Here is a 15420-nt window from a genome sequence, read left to right as displayed (position 1 = left end):
ATGAGTGCTGCTATATTACACATTACTAACGGAGATAGTACAACCAATTACCTAAAAAAACTCAAGTTTTCTGGAGATTTTATTACTTGGAGAGAAATGTTGTGTGAAGGAAAAACTACTACAGATGTTGGTAGCGAAACCTTTTGGAAAAACAGGTTTGATTTCTTTAAAACCTCATACAATGTTAGTAAAAAGAAATTTATAGATTTTACCTTAAAAGAATACAGAAACCTTTGTAATAAAAAAGAAAGCAAAGAAATAGTTTTATGGTTTGAGCACGATTTATTTTGTCAAATAAATATGTTGGCTGTAATTAGTTGGTTAAAAACCTATAGAAAAGGATATCATATTTCACTAGTTTGCAGTGGTAAAATTAAAAAGTCAAAAAAACGAAAAGCTTTGGGTGAATTGACCGAAAATCAAATTCATCAACACTATAAAAATAGAATAGATTTAACAGAAGATGATATTGAATATGCAGATTATATTTGGCAGTTGTATTGTTCAGATTCTCCATTAAGATTAGAAACTGTATATCAATTTAATCCAATGTCTCCGTTTCAATATTTAGCGTCTGCCATTGAAGCACATTTAATACGTTTTCCTTCTATTAATAACGGATTAAATAAAATCGAAAACACAATTTTAGAAACTGCAAATTCGTATAAATTAAAATCAAAACACCAATTAGTGGGTAAATTACTTCAAAATCAAGATGTTTATGGTTTTGGTGATTTACAATACGAGCACAGCATAAATCAACTTAAAAAATTATTTACTTCTTTTAATCCTGTAAAACTTTCAAAGAAAGGGCAAGATGTCTTAAAGAATCAAACCAATTTTTATAGTGAACTTCGCAGCGAAAATTCGTATCTTGGAGGAGCAAAAAAATATAGTTTTTTATTCAATACACAATCTGAAAAGCTATTACAAATTACTTCTTAAATGTCTATAAAACAGTCTGAACTCATCTTAAATCCTGATGGTAGTGTATATCATTTAAATTTAAGACCAGAACATATTGCTAAAAATATCATCTTTGTAGGTGATCAAGATCGAGTTGATAAAATCACCAAACATTTTGATACAATAGAATTTACTACTCAAAAACGTGAATTCAAAACTACAACAGGCACATACAACAACAAGCGTTTTTCGGTAATGTCTACAGGTATAGGACCTGATAATATAGACATTGTCATGAATGAGTTAGATGCTTTAGTAAATATCGATTTAGAAACAAGAAAACCCAAGAAAAATTTAACATCGTTAAATATTGTAAGAATTGGTACTTCTGGTTCTTTACAAGCTGATATTCCTGTGGATTCTTTTGTAGTAAGTTCTCATGGATTGGATTTAAACGGAATGTTACACTCGTATCAAATTGATGAAATATCGAATACTGATATCGAAAATGCTTTTGTAGCTCACACCAATTGGAGTTCAAAAAAAGCACATCCTATTATCATTTCAAATAGTAAAGTTTTAGAAGATAAGTTAGCCTCAGAAAAAACATTTACGGGCATTACAGCAACTGCAGGCGGATTTTACGGTCCACAAGGAAGAATCTTACGATTAGCCATTCAAGATGGAAATTTAAATCATAAAATTGATAGTTTTAGTTTTGATAATCATAGAATTACCAATTTAGAAATGGAAACTTCTGCTATTTACGGATTATCAAAACTATTAAGTCATCATTCATGTTCTATAAATGCAATTATCGCTAACAGAGCTAATGAAACTTTTAGTAAAAATCCTGGAAAAGTAGTATCCGATTTAATTGAATATGCTTTAGAAAAATTAGTTTCATAAATGATAAACTTAAAAATTGGTGGTGTTCCAGAGCACTTTAACTATCCTTGGTATCTCACCTTAAAAAATAAAGAATACAACAAACACAACATCAATTTACGTTGGAAAGATTACCCAGGAGGAACTGGACAAATGTGTAAAGCACTAAGAGAAGGTACTGTAGACATCGCCATTGTTTTAACAGAAGGAATCATTAAAGATATTGCTGATGGTAATCCTTCTAAAATTATACAAACTTTTGTAAAATCTCCATTAATATGGGGAATTCATGTAGGTACAAAATCAAAATTTCAAAAAATTAAAGATTTAGAACATGCAACTATTGCCATTAGCAGATATGGTTCTGGTTCGCATTTAATGGCCATTGTAAATGCCTATAATCAAGGTTGGGATATTTCTAAATTAAAATTTAAAGTAATCAAAGACTTACAGGGCGGAATTGATGCGCTTACCAATGGTGAAGCAGATTATTTTATGTGGGAACATTTTACCACAAAACCATTAGTAGATAATGGAACTTTTAGAAGAATTGACGACTGCCCTACTCCATGGCCTTGCTTTGTAATAGCTGTGAGAAATGAAGTTTTAGAACAAAATTCTGTGGAGGTAAAAAAAATATTAGATGTCATTAATGCTAAAACTAAAGATTTTAAAAAAATTGATAATATCGATAGTACTTTAGCCAAAAGATATGGACAGGAATTAAATGATATTCAAGAGTGGTTAAAAATCACTAAATGGAACTCTGGTAAACCTTTAACAAAAAATTTATTAACTCGAATACAAAATAAAATGATTAAATTTAACGTTATAAAAGAGAAAAAAAACTCAGAATTGTTCATAAAAAACATGTACATTTAACTTCATAAAACCCTTAAAAAATGAGAAAAATAGTATTTATTGCAATTTGTATTTTAGGAATTACTTGTATTTCTTCTTGTAGAAGCACATCTTCACCTTGTGGTTTAGCAGAAAATACTACAACTATTCAAACACCATTACAACAGGCTGATTTATTATAAATTAACTTGTTTCTTAGTTTCAAATTCGATAAATCCGCTTTTTTTAGCGGATTTTTTTTTATGGACTTCTTGACAATTATTTAACTTAAACAAAACTTTTTTATAAAGTTTTCCTTACTCTTTTTTCACTTTTAGTTAACGATAACACTACATACTACTTTTATGTTTGATTAAACATAGAATATAGATTGTTGTTTGTATACAAAAAAAACTATTTGGTCATTTTCTTCAGCTTGTTTCATTTTACAAGAAACACATCTTTTTCTCTCATAATTTTAAAAAATGAAAAAACAAAAAAAACGCAAGTTAGATATTGTTGTAATTTCTGATGTACACCTAGGTACTTATGGTTGTAGAGCTGAAGAATTATTAAATTACCTCAAAACAATTCAACCTAAAAAATTAATACTTAATGGAGATATCATAGACATTTGGCAGTTTAACAAACGATACTTTCCTAAATCACACATGAGTGTTATCAAACACATTACATCGCTTTTATCTAAAGGAACAGAAGTGTATTATATTACAGGTAATCATGATGAGATGTTAAGAAAATTTAAAGGATTTCAATTAGGGAATTTCAAAATAGTAAACAAATTGATTTTACCTTTAAATGATAAAAAAGCATGGATTTTTCACGGTGATGTTTTTGATGTAACCATGCAACACTCTAAATGGTTAGCAAAATTGGGTGGCAAAGGTTATGATGCTTTAATAGTGCTCAACACCTTTGTAAATTGGATCTGTAAACGATTAGGTTACCGAAAATTATCATTGTCTAAGAAAATTAAAAATAGCGTTAAAAGTGCGATAAAATTCATTAACGATTTTGAAAAAACGGCTTCAGATATTGCCATAGAAAATAATTACGATTATGTGATTTGTGGACATATTCATCAACCAGAAATAAGAGAAATACAAACACAAAAAGGCAAAACAACCTATTTAAATTCTGGTGATTGGATAGAAAACTTAACTGCTTTAGAATACAAAAAAAATAACTGGTCTTTATACTCATATACAAATGATAAAATTGCCATGAATTACGAGAAAAAGTCAAATAAAAAGAAAGAAAAAAAAGCAGAACACAATTTACTTTTTAATGAACTTCTTAAAGAATTTGATATTCAAAAAAATACTAAATAAATTTATGAAAATCTTATATGCACTTCAAGGAACTGGCAATGGTCACATAACAAGAGCAAAAGAAATAATACCCATTCTTCAAGAAAAAGGAGAAGTTGATATTTTAGTTAGCGGCAATGAAAACAATCTTAATTTAGGGTTTACAATAACATACCAATTAAAAGGGCTAAATTTTACATTTGGTAAAAAAGGAGGTATCGATTTTTGGGAAAGTTATAAAAAAATGAAAATCTCCAGATTTTATAAAGAAATTAAAAACCTCCCTGTACAAAAATATGACATCATTATAAATGATTTTGAACCCGTTTCTGCTTGGGCTGCAAGAATAAAAAATGTAAATATAATCTCATTAAGTCATCAAAATGCTGTGCTAGATGTAGCCTCTCCAAAATATGGAAAATACAAATTTGAACGCTTAATTTTAAAATATTATGCACCTTCAAACACCCGTTTTGGATTTCACTTTAAACCCTATAGTTCAGCCACTTTTACTCCAATTATTAGAAAAAAAATAAGAACCTCAAAAATTAGAAACAAAGGTCATTTTACAGTGTATCTGCCCTCTTATAAAACCGATAAAATCATCAAAGTTTTAAACCAAATTCCAATTGTAAAATGGCACATTTTTACTAAAGAAGTAACTAGTTTAGTATTTAAAAAAAACATCACTATTTATCCAATTAACGAATTTGATTTTATAAAAAGTATGACTTCTGCAGCTGGAGTTTTATGTGGTGCAGGTTTTGAAACACCTTCTGAAGCTTTATTTTTAAAGAAAAAACTGATGGTAATTCCTATGAAAAATCAATACGAACAACAATGCAATGCATTAGCTTTGAAAGAAATGGGTGTAGCAACATTAAAAAAATTGAATAAAAAAAGAATTCTAAAAATTGCTAAATGGATTCAGTCTAATCAAACTATTGAAGTAGATTACCCAGATACAACAGAAGATATTTTAGAAGCATTGTTGTTGCCTTATTACAAAGAAACAATTCTCCCTACCATTCTATCTTAGGTTGCCCTAATTTTTGTAAAATAGCATTGGTTTTTGAGAAATGCTTATTTCCAAACCAATAACCTCTATTAGCACTTAAAGGTGATGGATGACCAGACTCTAAGATATGATGCTTGTTTTTATCAATTAACTTAGATTTTTTCTTTGCAAATCCACCCCACAGTAAAAAAATAACGTTTTCTTTTTCTTTAGATATTTGCTGAATAACTTCATCTGTAAACGTTTCCCATCCTTTTTTCTGATGACTTCCAGCCTCATGCGCTCTCACTGTTAAAGTAGCATTTAGCAATAAAACACCTTGTTTTGCCCACTTTTCTAAATTTCCACTTTGTGGGTAAGGCTTATTTAAATCAGTTTCAATTTCTTTAAAAATATTGATTAAAGAAGGTGGATGTTTAACATCATCTTTTACTGAAAAACATAATCCGTTTGCTTGATTGGGACCATGATAAGGATCTTGACCAATAATTACTACCTTTAAATTATCGAATGCACAATAATCAAAAGCTGCAAAAATATCATTCCCTTTAGGATAACAAGTTTTATTTTGATATTCAGATTTCACAAAACTTGCTAGTTCATTAAAATAGTCTTTCTCAAATTCGGACTGTAAAATATTTTTCCAACTATCGGCTATTTTTACCTGCATTCTTTGTTATTTTTGTGAAGATTTCAAAGATAACATTTTGAGTAAAAATATATCCCAAAAAACATTACAAGATTTAGAATTTTTAACGGTTTTACAGCACGTTTCAGAATACTGTATCTCTGGTTTAGGGAAAAAAAGTGTTTTAGAAATTCAGCCTTTTCAGAGTAGAAAAGCCTTATTTAAAGAACTACATTTAGTTGATGAATATTTAACCTCTTTTGAGAGCGAAAATAGAATTCCGAATCATGGCTTTGACAATATTACTGAAAGTGTAAAACGGTTAGCTATAGAAAACAGCTACTTAGAAACAGATGCTTTTCTAAAAATTGCATCAACCTCACTAACTGTAAATGAACTCATTAAATTTTTTAAAAAATTTAAAGAACAATTTCCTACTTTTTTTGAGGTTACTCAAAACATAGAGTTTACCACTTATGTAGACGATGAAATTAAAAAAATTATTGACATTTCTGGGGAAGTAAAAAACAATGCATCACCCGTTTTAAAACAGATTAGAAAAGATATCAATCATGTTCGTGGAAAAATTGGAGCTAGTTTTTCTTCTGCCTTATCCAAATCAATATCAGCAGGTTATTTAGATGATATAAAAGAAACTGTTATTGATAATCAACGTGTTTTAGCGGTTCTAGCAATGCATAGAAAAAAAGTGGCTGGTAGTTTATTAGGCTCATCAAAATCTGGTAATATTGTCTACATTGCTCCGCAAGCAACACTTTCTTATTCAAGAGAATATCAAAATTTAATTTATGATGAAAAGCAAGAAATTATTAAAATTCTACGCAATTTATCATCTACAGTTCGTCCTTTAGTTTCGCTTTTAGAAGAGTATATTTATTTTTTAACGCATCTAGATGTTGTGGGTGCTAAAGCAAAATATGCGCAAGATATCAATGCTATTTTGCCAAAGATTTCTAAAGAGAAAACAATATTTTTCAAGAATGCATATCATCCTATTTTATGGAAAAAGAATAAAGAACAAAAGATTCATACAGTACCACAAACAATCACGCTTAATAAGAAGCAACAAATTATTGTAATTTCTGGTCCAAATGCAGGTGGAAAAAGCATCACTTTAAAAACAATTGGCTTACTACAGTTAATGATTCAAAGTGGGATTTTAATCCCTGTGGATGAACGTAGTCAAACTTATATTTTTGATACTATTCTAACAGATATTGGGGACAATCAATCTATTGAAAATCAACTAAGCACATACAGCTACCGATTAAAAAACATGCGTTACTTTTTACGCAAATGTAATGAGAATACCCTATTTTTAATTGATGAATTTGGTACAGGTTCTGACCCAGAATTAGGGGGTGCTTTAGCTGAAATTTTCTTGGAGGAGTTTTATCATAAAAAAGCATTCGGAATTATTACAACCCACTACTCTAACCTTAAAGTGTTGGCAAATGAATTAGAAAATGTCACCAATGCCAATATGCAATTTGATGAACGTTCTTTAGAACCACTATATAAATTATTTGTAGGACAAGCAGGTAGTTCTTTTACCTTTGAAGTAGCTCAGAAAAACGGAATTCCTTTTAGTTTAATCAACAAAGCAAAAAAACGTGTTGAAACAGAAAAGGTGCGTTTAGACAAAACAATTTCTAAGTTGCAAAAAGAACGCAACAGACTCCAAAAGAATTCAGATAATTTAGAAAAACAAAAAACAAAAGGTCAAGAACATTTAGAAAACCTTCAAGAAAAAGAACAACGTATTCAAGACAAATTAGCAGGTTTTCAAGAACTCTATGATCAAAATCAAAGGATGCTTTCTTTAGGAAGAAAAACCAATGAGTTATTGAATAAGTATTTTCAAACCAATAATAAAAAGGAATTAAATACTAATTTTAACAAATGGGTTGCTGATGAGAAAGTAAAACATATCAAAAAAAATCCTGTAAAACCAAAAACAAAATCTCAAAAGCAAAAAGCTAAAATTGTTGCTAAACAGATAAAAGAAACTATTGAGAAAGTTGAAAAAGAAGTTTTAGAAAAGGTTGTTGAAGTTCGTAAAGAAAAGAAAAAGGAAGCTGCTAAAATTGCCAAAGAAAGATCTGAATATGTTTTTAAAATCAATGATAGGGTAAGAATTATAGATTCTAATTCTGTGGGTACTATTGATAAAATAGATAGAAAAAGTGTAACAATTAACTACGGAATCTTCACCACAAAAACTTCTGTTGATAAATTAGAATTGGTAGAAAAAGCAAAAAAATAAGCTACAAAGTACTTGCAATTTTTTCTAAAAACATTGCTGATGTAAATGGTTTAGAAATTATTCCTGAAAAACCAATTTCTAAATATCTTTTTACATCTTCTTCTGTAGAATTGGCTGTTAATGCTAAAACTGGAGTGTTTTTATTAAATTCAGTGAAATCATTTACTTTTAATATCAACTCTTCGCCAGTTAAATTAGGCATGTAAATATCTAATAAAATAACATCAAAATGTTCTTTTTTAATTTTAGATAAAGCTTCTAATCCGTCTTTTACTAATGTTATTTTTGCCTTTTCTTTGGTTAAAAAATGCTGAACAATAGTTAGGTTTAATACATCATCATCGGCAACTAAAATCTTCCTATCTTTTAAATTAATTATAGTTTTTTTTGTTTCTTGTTCTGAACAAAATTTTTTATTTTTAATTGGTTTTAAAAACGGAATTTTAACAAAAAAAGTAGTTCCAAAATCTAGTTTACTTTCAACAGAAATATTTCCATTCATAGCGTTTATCAAACGATTTACAATTGCCAAACCTAAACCTGCTCCTCCTTTAATTCTGTTGTCAGAAATTTTATTTTGCTGATATTCTTCAAATATTTTTTGTGTTTGTTCTTTAGACATGCCTCTCCCTGAATCTGCAACTGTAAATTGAATTGAAACCGTTTTATCATCTTCAGAAATTACATCTACTTTGGTTGTTACACTTCCTTTTTCAGTAAATTTAATGGCATTGCTAATTAGGTTAGATAAAATTTGATAAATTCGAACAGTATCTCCTAGTACTATTTTAGGAACATTTTCTGTAACCTTAAAAACAAGTGATACTCCATTATTTTTCTGTTGATGTTGAAAATCATTTTCGCAGTTTTTAATAATTTCATTTATCGAAACCTCTTCTGAAACTAATGCTAATTTACCAGCTTCTATTCTTGATAAATCTAAAATATCATCAACAATAACTTTTAAGTTTTTTCCTGCTGATGATAAATTTTTGATGTATTGTGCTACATTTTTACTGAGTTTTTCTGATGAAATCATTTCAGCATATCCCAAAATAGAGTTTAACGGATTGCGGATTTCATGACTCATGATTGCTAAAAAACGAGATTTTTCTTCATTTGCTTTATCAGCTATTTTTCGAAGTCTATCTAACTCTTTGTTCTTTTTTACAATTTCTCTTTTAATAAAGAAGATATCGTTTCTATTTTGATTGAGTTGATCTACATATTTATAAACATTGGTTCTATTATGAATTAAAATAACAATATTATCATCATTTTTAAAAATCTCAATGTCAACATTAAATTCATTATTATCAGAAGCTATTACCATTCCTTCTAATAAAAAGGATTGGTTCTTTTCAATTGCCTCTAAAGTTCCTTCTAAAAAAGGGCATGTGGTATAAATAAGTTGGTTGACTTCAAACTCTTTTTTAACAAAGTTACCTGCGTCTATAGTTTTTATAATTCCAGAAAAATCAGTGGTAATTTGAACAAAAACATCTTCTATTTTAGCAGGTATCAATCGTAATTATTTTAAAGTTTGAGCAGTTAATTTCATAAAGGCATCTTCTACATTACTACCTTCTTTAGCACTGGTAATTAAATCGATACCTATAGAAACTTCTTTAACTACCGTTTCAAGTTCTTCTTTAGAAAGTAAATCCTTTTTGTTACCAACTATGGTAATTTTTTCTAAGCCAGATAAATCTTTTACCATTTGTAAGTTTTGATCTATGTTCAAGTAGGTTTCTTCTCTACTAACATCAAAAACAAACATGGCTGCATGAGCGCCTAAGAAATATGCTTTGGGTATTTTCTCATCTCCGTTTGTACCTGCAACATCCCAAATCATAAGTTTTATGGTTTCATTTTGGTATTCTACCACTTTTTTACTTACTCTTACTCCTATTGTACTAATGTAATCTTCAGAAAATTCGTTTAAAACAAACCTTCTAATTAATGATGTTTTTCCTACACCAAAATTACCAACAAGAAGTACTTTTTTTGCAATCATAAAATAAGATTGATTTTATGCTTCTATTAATAGTTGAAATATTACTTCATTAAGACGCTCTTCATCAGACAAATACGAACGGTCTCTTAAAATAATTTCTGCTAAATTGTTAATTCTATCAGCTAAATCTTCTTTAAAAGTAGCATTTAAAACTCCAGAACAAGCAATGGCTATATAAATACTTTTAAAATTTTGGATGGAAAGCTGAAAAGTTTCAAACTTAATATCTTCTAAATCTTGTCCTTCTTTAGAAAAAGCATCTTCTGCAAAAGATTTAATTGCTGTTAACATTCCAGACACCATATCTTTATCGGCAATGTTACCTCTTGAGTAACTTCCAGAGAGTAAACCAGATTCTTTTTCAATAATAAAAACCTCTTCTATAATGGGTTCAAAAACTTCTTGTAATACAACATCTGCATCGTTTTTCTTTCCTTTAAAGAATCGTTTCAAAATTTCTTGGATAGAGAATTTTTCTTTAACTGTTTTGTTTACGCTCTCCGTTAACTTTGTTATTTCGCTGATAATAGCCTTCTTTACCAACTTACCCATAATTGGGTATAAGGCTTCTACAACTTCGTCTTGAGAATCTCTAATTTGAACTTTTATAGTTTCTGTAATAGTATCTCCAAAATACTCTGGAAATTTTTCACGAAGATCTAAGATTTTTTCATCAACAAGAGGTGATACTCTTTTTGCAAATTTTTCTCTAAGAATAATCTCTTGACTAAGAGTATCAAACTTTTCTCTGTCTTCTGCTAATAAAAGTTCTCTGAGTAACTCAAAACGATTGTCTTTTGTGTTATCTGCAGGCGTTTTTTTCATTTATTCTTGCAACATCAATGCAATTTTCTCTAAAGCTTTTCCTAATTTTCTTCTATCCGCCTTTTCATCATCTAAATCTGCTAACCTTTTGTCTAAATCATCATTTAAATCTTGAAATTTATGATCCATTAAACTCTCTAAATCAGCTAATTTATTTTCTAAATTAGTAACAGCTTCTTGTAAATCCTTGTCTGTCGCATCTTTTAGTGATTGTATTTTGTTATATACATCAGCAAACTCGCTGTTGTATTCTTTCATGTTTTCACCAAAGATGAGTTCTCTTACGGCTGCAATTCTATCAATTTCTTTTTGACTTTCTGCAGCTACATTTTTTTCTTTATTGTCTGCCATTATTTTAAGTAGATTATGTTGTAATTGTTCTTTATAAGTTTCATTAAAAGCCTTAAAACTAAAGCCCAATAAACAAATATACATTAAAAAACAAACTGTAAAAATCTAAACCTCAATTTTTAAACCATCATATGCTAAAAACACGTTATCAGGTAGTTGTTTAGAAACTTCTTCATGGAAGCCTAACTTGTGACTAATATGTGTAAAATATGCTTTTTTAGGTTGCAGTTCTTTCACAAAGTCTAAAGCTTCTTTTAAATTGAAATGAGTAGTGTGTGGTTCTATTCTTAAGGCATCAACCACTAAAACATCTAAGTTTTTTAATTTTTCTTTTTCAGAATCTTCAACAAATTTAACATCGGTTAAATAAGCAAAATCTTGAAAACGATATGCTGTTATGGGTAGTTTTCCATGAAAAACTTCAATAGGAATCACTTCTAGACCATCTACCTCGAACTTAGTTTTATAAATAATTTCTGGTTTCAAAGTTGGAGCTCCTGGGTATTTATATTTCGGATTAAATATATATTCAAATCGTTTTTCTAAACTATTTAAAGTTCTTTTATTTAAATAAATAGGCATCACTCCTATTTGATAACAAAAAGGGCGTAAATCATCTAAGCCTCCTATATGATCTGCATGTTCGTGAGTAAAAAATACCCCGTTTAAGGATTTTACATCTTCTCTTAGCATTTGTTGTCTAAAATCTGGACCACAATCTATTGTGTATGAAACATCATCCCAAGAAATTAAAATCGAAGAACGCAAACGCTTGTCTTTGGGGTTATTTGATTTACAAACTGGATCATCATTTGCAATCATTGGTATTCCTTGAGAGGTCCCTGTTCCTAAAAAGGTAATATTTAACAGTTTTTTGGTAATTTTCATCATAACAAAAATACTATAAAAATTGACTGATAGCTGTGTATTTTAGTACATTTGTTTGAACCTTAAAATACTTATGTATGGCAATTTCTTTAAAAGGAGATCAAAAGATTAGTAGTGTACCCACTACCAAGAGTAAAGCATTAAGAATTAACTTAAACACTGATATTTACGGTACATTTTCAGAAATTGGAGCAGGACAAGAAACTGCTCGTAATTTCTTTAGATCTGGTGCAGCTTCTGGAACTATTGCAAAAGCAATGAGTGCGTACGATAAAGATTTCTCTGATGCTATTTATGGTGTAGAAGATGATAGACGTTATGTAACGCAACCTCGTTTAAAGAAAATGTTAGGTCATGAAATTGATTTGATTGAAGATAGATTAAGTAGATCTAAACATCCTGATAAATTATTTTTTAGTTATGCAAATACAGTAACTACAATAGATTTTGCAAAACAATTTAAAGGTCATGGTTGGGTAGGAATCCGTTTTCAACTAGACCCTTTAGAAGGTTATAATGAGATTATTTTGCACTTACGTTTTAAAGAGACTGATGCACGATTGCAACAAGAAACCTTAGGAGTTTTAGGGGTAAATCTAATTTATGGTGCTTTTTATTTGAATGACAACCCTAAAGAATTGGTAAAATCATTTTACGATAATTTGAGTAATGATCAATTAGAAATTGATATGATTAACTTTTCTGGTCCACGTTTTATGTATGTAGATAATCGTTTAATGAGTTTGCAATTGTTGAAAAACGGAATGACAAATGCAGTAATGTTTGGGCCTGATGGAAATAACTTATTACCAGCGCAAGTATTGTATAAGAAGAATATTTTAGCTCTAAGAGGTAGTTTTAGGCCAGTTACTAAGGTGAATATGGATATGTTTGAAAAATCTAAAAAACTATTTTTTGCTGAAAATAAAGTTAAAGAAGATAAAACTCAAATCATTTTTGAAATTACATTGAGTAATCTTACTGCTGAAGGAAAAATAAATGAAAGAGACTTTTTAGATAGAGCAGAGTTATTATGTTCTTTAGGACAAAACGTAATGATTACTAGCTTTCAACAATACTTTAAATTGGTAGAGTATTTTAGTGAATTTACAAAAGAGAGAATGGGGCTTACAATGGGAGTTCAAAATTTAATCCAAATTTTTGACGAGAAATATTATCGTAATTTAAGTGGTGGAATTTTAGAAGCTTTTGGTAAACTTTTCTACAGAGACTTAAAAGTATATATGTACCCTTATCACGATCAAGCTTCAGGAGCTTATATCAATAGCGAAAATCTTAAGGTACATCCAAGAATGAAAGAATTGTACAAATTCTTTAAACACAATGGAAAACTTGTAAATATTGATGATTTTGACAAAGAAATTTTAGATATTTTCTCAAGAACAGTTCTAAATATGATTAGAGAAGGTGAAACTGGATGGGAAGAAATGTTACCTGAAGGAATTGCAGATCTTATCAAACAAAAAAGATTATTTGGCTATTCTAGATCAAGAGTTAGAAAATAGATTAAACCTTTTTGTACTTTTAAAGTCTCAATTCTATATAGTACAAAATTGACAGATGAAATCCTTTTAGTAGAGCAGTTAAAAAACGTTCAAACAAAAGAAAAAGCGTTTAGAGAATTAATAAAACTCTATAAAGAACGTTTGTATTGGCATATACGTAAGATTGTAGTTTCTCACGATGATGCTGATGATGTACTGCAAAATACTTTTATTAAAATTTTTAAAAATATCGATAAATTTAATCAAAAAAGTAAACTGTATTCTTGGATGTATAGAATTGCTACAAATGAATCGATTACATTTATCAATAAAAGAGCAAAACTAAGAAATGTAGACATTACTGATTATCAGAAAGAATTAGCTTCAAATTTAGCAGATGATGATTTCTTCTCTGGTGAAGAAATTCAGCTAATCTTACAAAAGGCTATTGCTACTTTACCTCAGAAACAGCAGTTGGTATTTAACATGAAATATTTTGATGAATTGAAATATGATGAAATCTCTGAAATTTTAGAAACTTCTGTAGGTGCATTAAAAGCTTCCTATTTTCATGCAGTAAAAAAAATAGAACATTATATAAAAAAGGAAACAGATTAAACCTTTTTAGAGTTTAAAGGTCTAAAAGACAGTATGGAAAACAAAATAAAAAATAGTGAAACGTATTTAAAATCAGTTCTTGGTAAAGAAAGTGGGTTTTCTCTACCTAAAAACTATTTTGAAAATTTAGATAAACAAATTGATTTAATACTAGCTGAAGAAAACCTTTCTAAAGAAAACAGTTTTTCTACACCAGATAATTATTTTAATGCCCTAGAAGATAAAATCATTTCTAGAGTTACATCACAAGAAAAAGAAACCAAAGTTATTTCTTTTCGCGATAAAATGTTAAAGGTTGTTCCTGCAGCCATTGCTGCATCTATTGCACTTTTTATTGGTCTTAATTATTTTAACACATTTAATAGTACAGAAATTAATTTTGATAATATAGCGCAAAGTGATATTGAAACTTGGTTTTTAGAGAGTTCATCAAATTTAACAACAGAAGATATTGCTAGTTTTATTCCTCTAGAGGATTTAGAAGTAAATGATTTTACATACACAAATATTGATGATAAAGTTATAGAAGATTATATAATGACTAATGAAAATAGTACATTTTTTAATGAAATTAAATAGAATGAAAAAAATAGTTACACTACTTATAGTTTTATTATTTGTTAGCTTAAATTTATTAGCGCAAAAAACCAAAAATAGAGAGAAAATAAAAGCTTTAAAAGTTGCTTTTTTAACAGAAAAGCTAAATTTAGATACACAAACTGCTCAGAAATTTTGGCCCGTTTATAATGAACATGAAGAAAACTTAAATGCTATTAGAAAAAAAGGAATGTCTGCTATCAAAGACAAACTTAATAAATCTGGCGGGTTTGAAGGTCTTAATGAAAAGGAAGCTAAACTTTTTGTAAAAAACAAAATAGATTTTGATGAAAAAGAATTGATAGAAAAAAAAGACTTCTTAGCTAAAGTTTCTAAAATTTTATCTTACAAGCAAATTTTAAAACTACATTTATCTGAAAGAGAGTTTACAAGACAACTTATGCGTAAATACAGAAAAAGAAGAGATCATAAATAAAAAAAGAAGCCTTTAGGTAGTCATGGTCGGAAGATTTTTCTTCCGACTTTTTTGTTTTATAAATTACTATTTAAGAAACTAAAAATCAACTATTTAGCTTGTTTATTTGATAATATTTACGTATCTTTTTATCTGATAATCAGCTATTTATGTCAGTTTTTAAAGATCATAAAATTTCAGTAAATCAATTATTGAGAGTTATACCAGAAGCTCTTTTATCCAACTTATCAGTAACTACTAAAGTAGATTATTATGCCAAAGTACTTCATGGTAAAAAGATGTTCT

Annotated in this window: 17 protein-coding genes; 11 read left to right on the top strand and 6 right to left on the bottom strand. The window is 28.7% G+C overall.

The annotated features are described in order from the left end of the window. The 6 genes from FP421_RS02210 to FP421_RS02185 all read left to right on the top strand — a co-directional run bounded on the left by FP421_RS02210 (position 1) and on the right by FP421_RS02185 (position 5004). On the top strand, positions 1–945 hold the full coding sequence (locus FP421_RS02210; protein WP_159947186.1) for a DUF1835 domain-containing protein: 945 nt from the start codon (positions 1–3) through the stop codon (positions 943–945). Then, a complete protein-coding gene (locus FP421_RS02205; RefSeq protein WP_159947185.1) occupies positions 946–1815 on the top strand; it encodes a nucleoside phosphorylase in 870 nt (289 codons plus the stop codon). It begins immediately after the preceding gene. Continuing rightward, the gene (locus FP421_RS02200; RefSeq protein ID WP_159947184.1) at positions 1816–2676 is read left to right on the top strand and encodes a substrate-binding domain-containing protein; all 861 of its coding nucleotides are present in this window, start codon (positions 1816–1818) and stop codon (positions 2674–2676) included. 20 nt (positions 2677–2696) lie between these two features. Then, complete coding sequence (locus tag FP421_RS02195; RefSeq protein WP_159947183.1) at positions 2697–2837, top strand: hypothetical protein; 141 nt, start codon at positions 2697–2699, stop codon at positions 2835–2837. Positions 2838–3119: 282 nt separating this feature from the next. Further along, the gene (locus tag FP421_RS02190) at positions 3120–3986 is read left to right on the top strand and encodes a UDP-2,3-diacylglucosamine diphosphatase (RefSeq protein ID WP_159947182.1); all 867 of its coding nucleotides are present in this window, start codon (positions 3120–3122) and stop codon (positions 3984–3986) included. Positions 3987–3990: 4 nt separating this feature from the next. Then, positions 3991–5004 carry a glycosyltransferase family protein gene (locus tag FP421_RS02185; protein WP_159947180.1) on the top strand — a complete coding sequence of 338 codons (1014 nt, stop codon included), beginning with the start codon at positions 3991–3993 and terminating at the stop codon, positions 5002–5004. Here FP421_RS02185 and FP421_RS02180 read toward each other — a convergent pair. Next, positions 4988–5653 (bottom strand): uracil-DNA glycosylase, encoded by a 666-nt coding sequence (locus FP421_RS02180; RefSeq protein WP_159947178.1) that lies wholly within the window; start codon positions 5651–5653, stop codon positions 4988–4990. The genes FP421_RS02185 and FP421_RS02180 overlap by 17 nt on opposite strands. A 37-nt stretch (positions 5654–5690) precedes the next feature. Between FP421_RS02180 and FP421_RS02175 the strand changes: the two genes are divergently transcribed. Next, a complete protein-coding gene (locus tag FP421_RS02175) occupies positions 5691–7898 on the top strand; it encodes an endonuclease MutS2 (protein ID WP_159947176.1) in 2208 nt (735 codons plus the stop codon). Between the two features lies 1 nt (position 7899). On the opposite strand, the gene FP421_RS02170 is transcribed toward FP421_RS02175, so the two are convergent. The 5 genes from FP421_RS02170 to FP421_RS02150 form a co-directional block, all read right to left on the bottom strand. Beyond that, on the bottom strand, positions 7900–9423 hold the full coding sequence (locus tag FP421_RS02170; protein WP_159947174.1) for an ATP-binding response regulator: 1524 nt from the start codon (positions 9421–9423) through the stop codon (positions 7900–7902). A 6-nt stretch (positions 9424–9429) separates the two neighbouring features. Beyond that, positions 9430–9915: a Rab family GTPase gene (locus FP421_RS02165; protein WP_159947172.1), complete on the bottom strand. Its 486-nt coding sequence runs from the start codon at positions 9913–9915 to the stop codon at positions 9430–9432. A 15-nt stretch (positions 9916–9930) separates the two neighbouring features. Continuing rightward, positions 9931–10740, bottom strand: a complete 810-nt coding sequence (locus FP421_RS02160) for a cell envelope biogenesis protein OmpA (protein ID WP_159947170.1) — start codon at positions 10738–10740, stop codon at positions 9931–9933. Continuing rightward, positions 10741–11091, bottom strand: a complete 351-nt coding sequence (locus FP421_RS02155; RefSeq protein WP_159947168.1) for a hypothetical protein — start codon at positions 11089–11091, stop codon at positions 10741–10743. A gap of 105 nt (positions 11092–11196) precedes the next feature. Further along, the gene (locus FP421_RS02150; RefSeq protein ID WP_159947861.1) at positions 11197–11979 is read right to left on the bottom strand and encodes an MBL fold metallo-hydrolase; all 783 of its coding nucleotides are present in this window, start codon (positions 11977–11979) and stop codon (positions 11197–11199) included. Between the two features lie 77 nt (positions 11980–12056). On the opposite strand from FP421_RS02150, the gene FP421_RS02145 reads away from it, so the two are divergent. From FP421_RS02145 to FP421_RS02130, 4 genes are read left to right on the top strand one after another with little or no spacing between them, the layout of a single operon-like run. Continuing rightward, the gene (locus FP421_RS02145; protein WP_159947166.1) at positions 12057–13505 is read left to right on the top strand and encodes a TonB-dependent receptor; all 1449 of its coding nucleotides are present in this window, start codon (positions 12057–12059) and stop codon (positions 13503–13505) included. 48 nt (positions 13506–13553) lie between these two features. Next, complete coding sequence (locus FP421_RS02140; RefSeq protein WP_159947164.1) at positions 13554–14102, top strand: RNA polymerase sigma factor; 549 nt, start codon at positions 13554–13556, stop codon at positions 14100–14102. A 33-nt stretch (positions 14103–14135) separates the two neighbouring features. Next, positions 14136–14681, top strand: coding sequence for a hypothetical protein (locus FP421_RS02135; protein ID WP_159947162.1), 546 nt, complete (start codon positions 14136–14138; stop codon positions 14679–14681). A 1-nt stretch (position 14682) separates the two neighbouring features. Further along, positions 14683–15135, top strand: coding sequence for a hypothetical protein (locus tag FP421_RS02130; RefSeq protein ID WP_159947160.1), 453 nt, complete (start codon positions 14683–14685; stop codon positions 15133–15135). The last annotated feature ends 285 nt before the right edge of the window (positions 15136–15420 follow it).

The organism is Polaribacter septentrionalilitoris (assembly GCF_009832745.1).
GTDB lineage: Bacteria > Bacteroidota > Bacteroidia > Flavobacteriales > Flavobacteriaceae > Polaribacter > Polaribacter septentrionalilitoris.
Note: the sequence above shows the minus strand (reverse complement) of the source record. Positions and strands in the feature narration are given on the sequence as shown.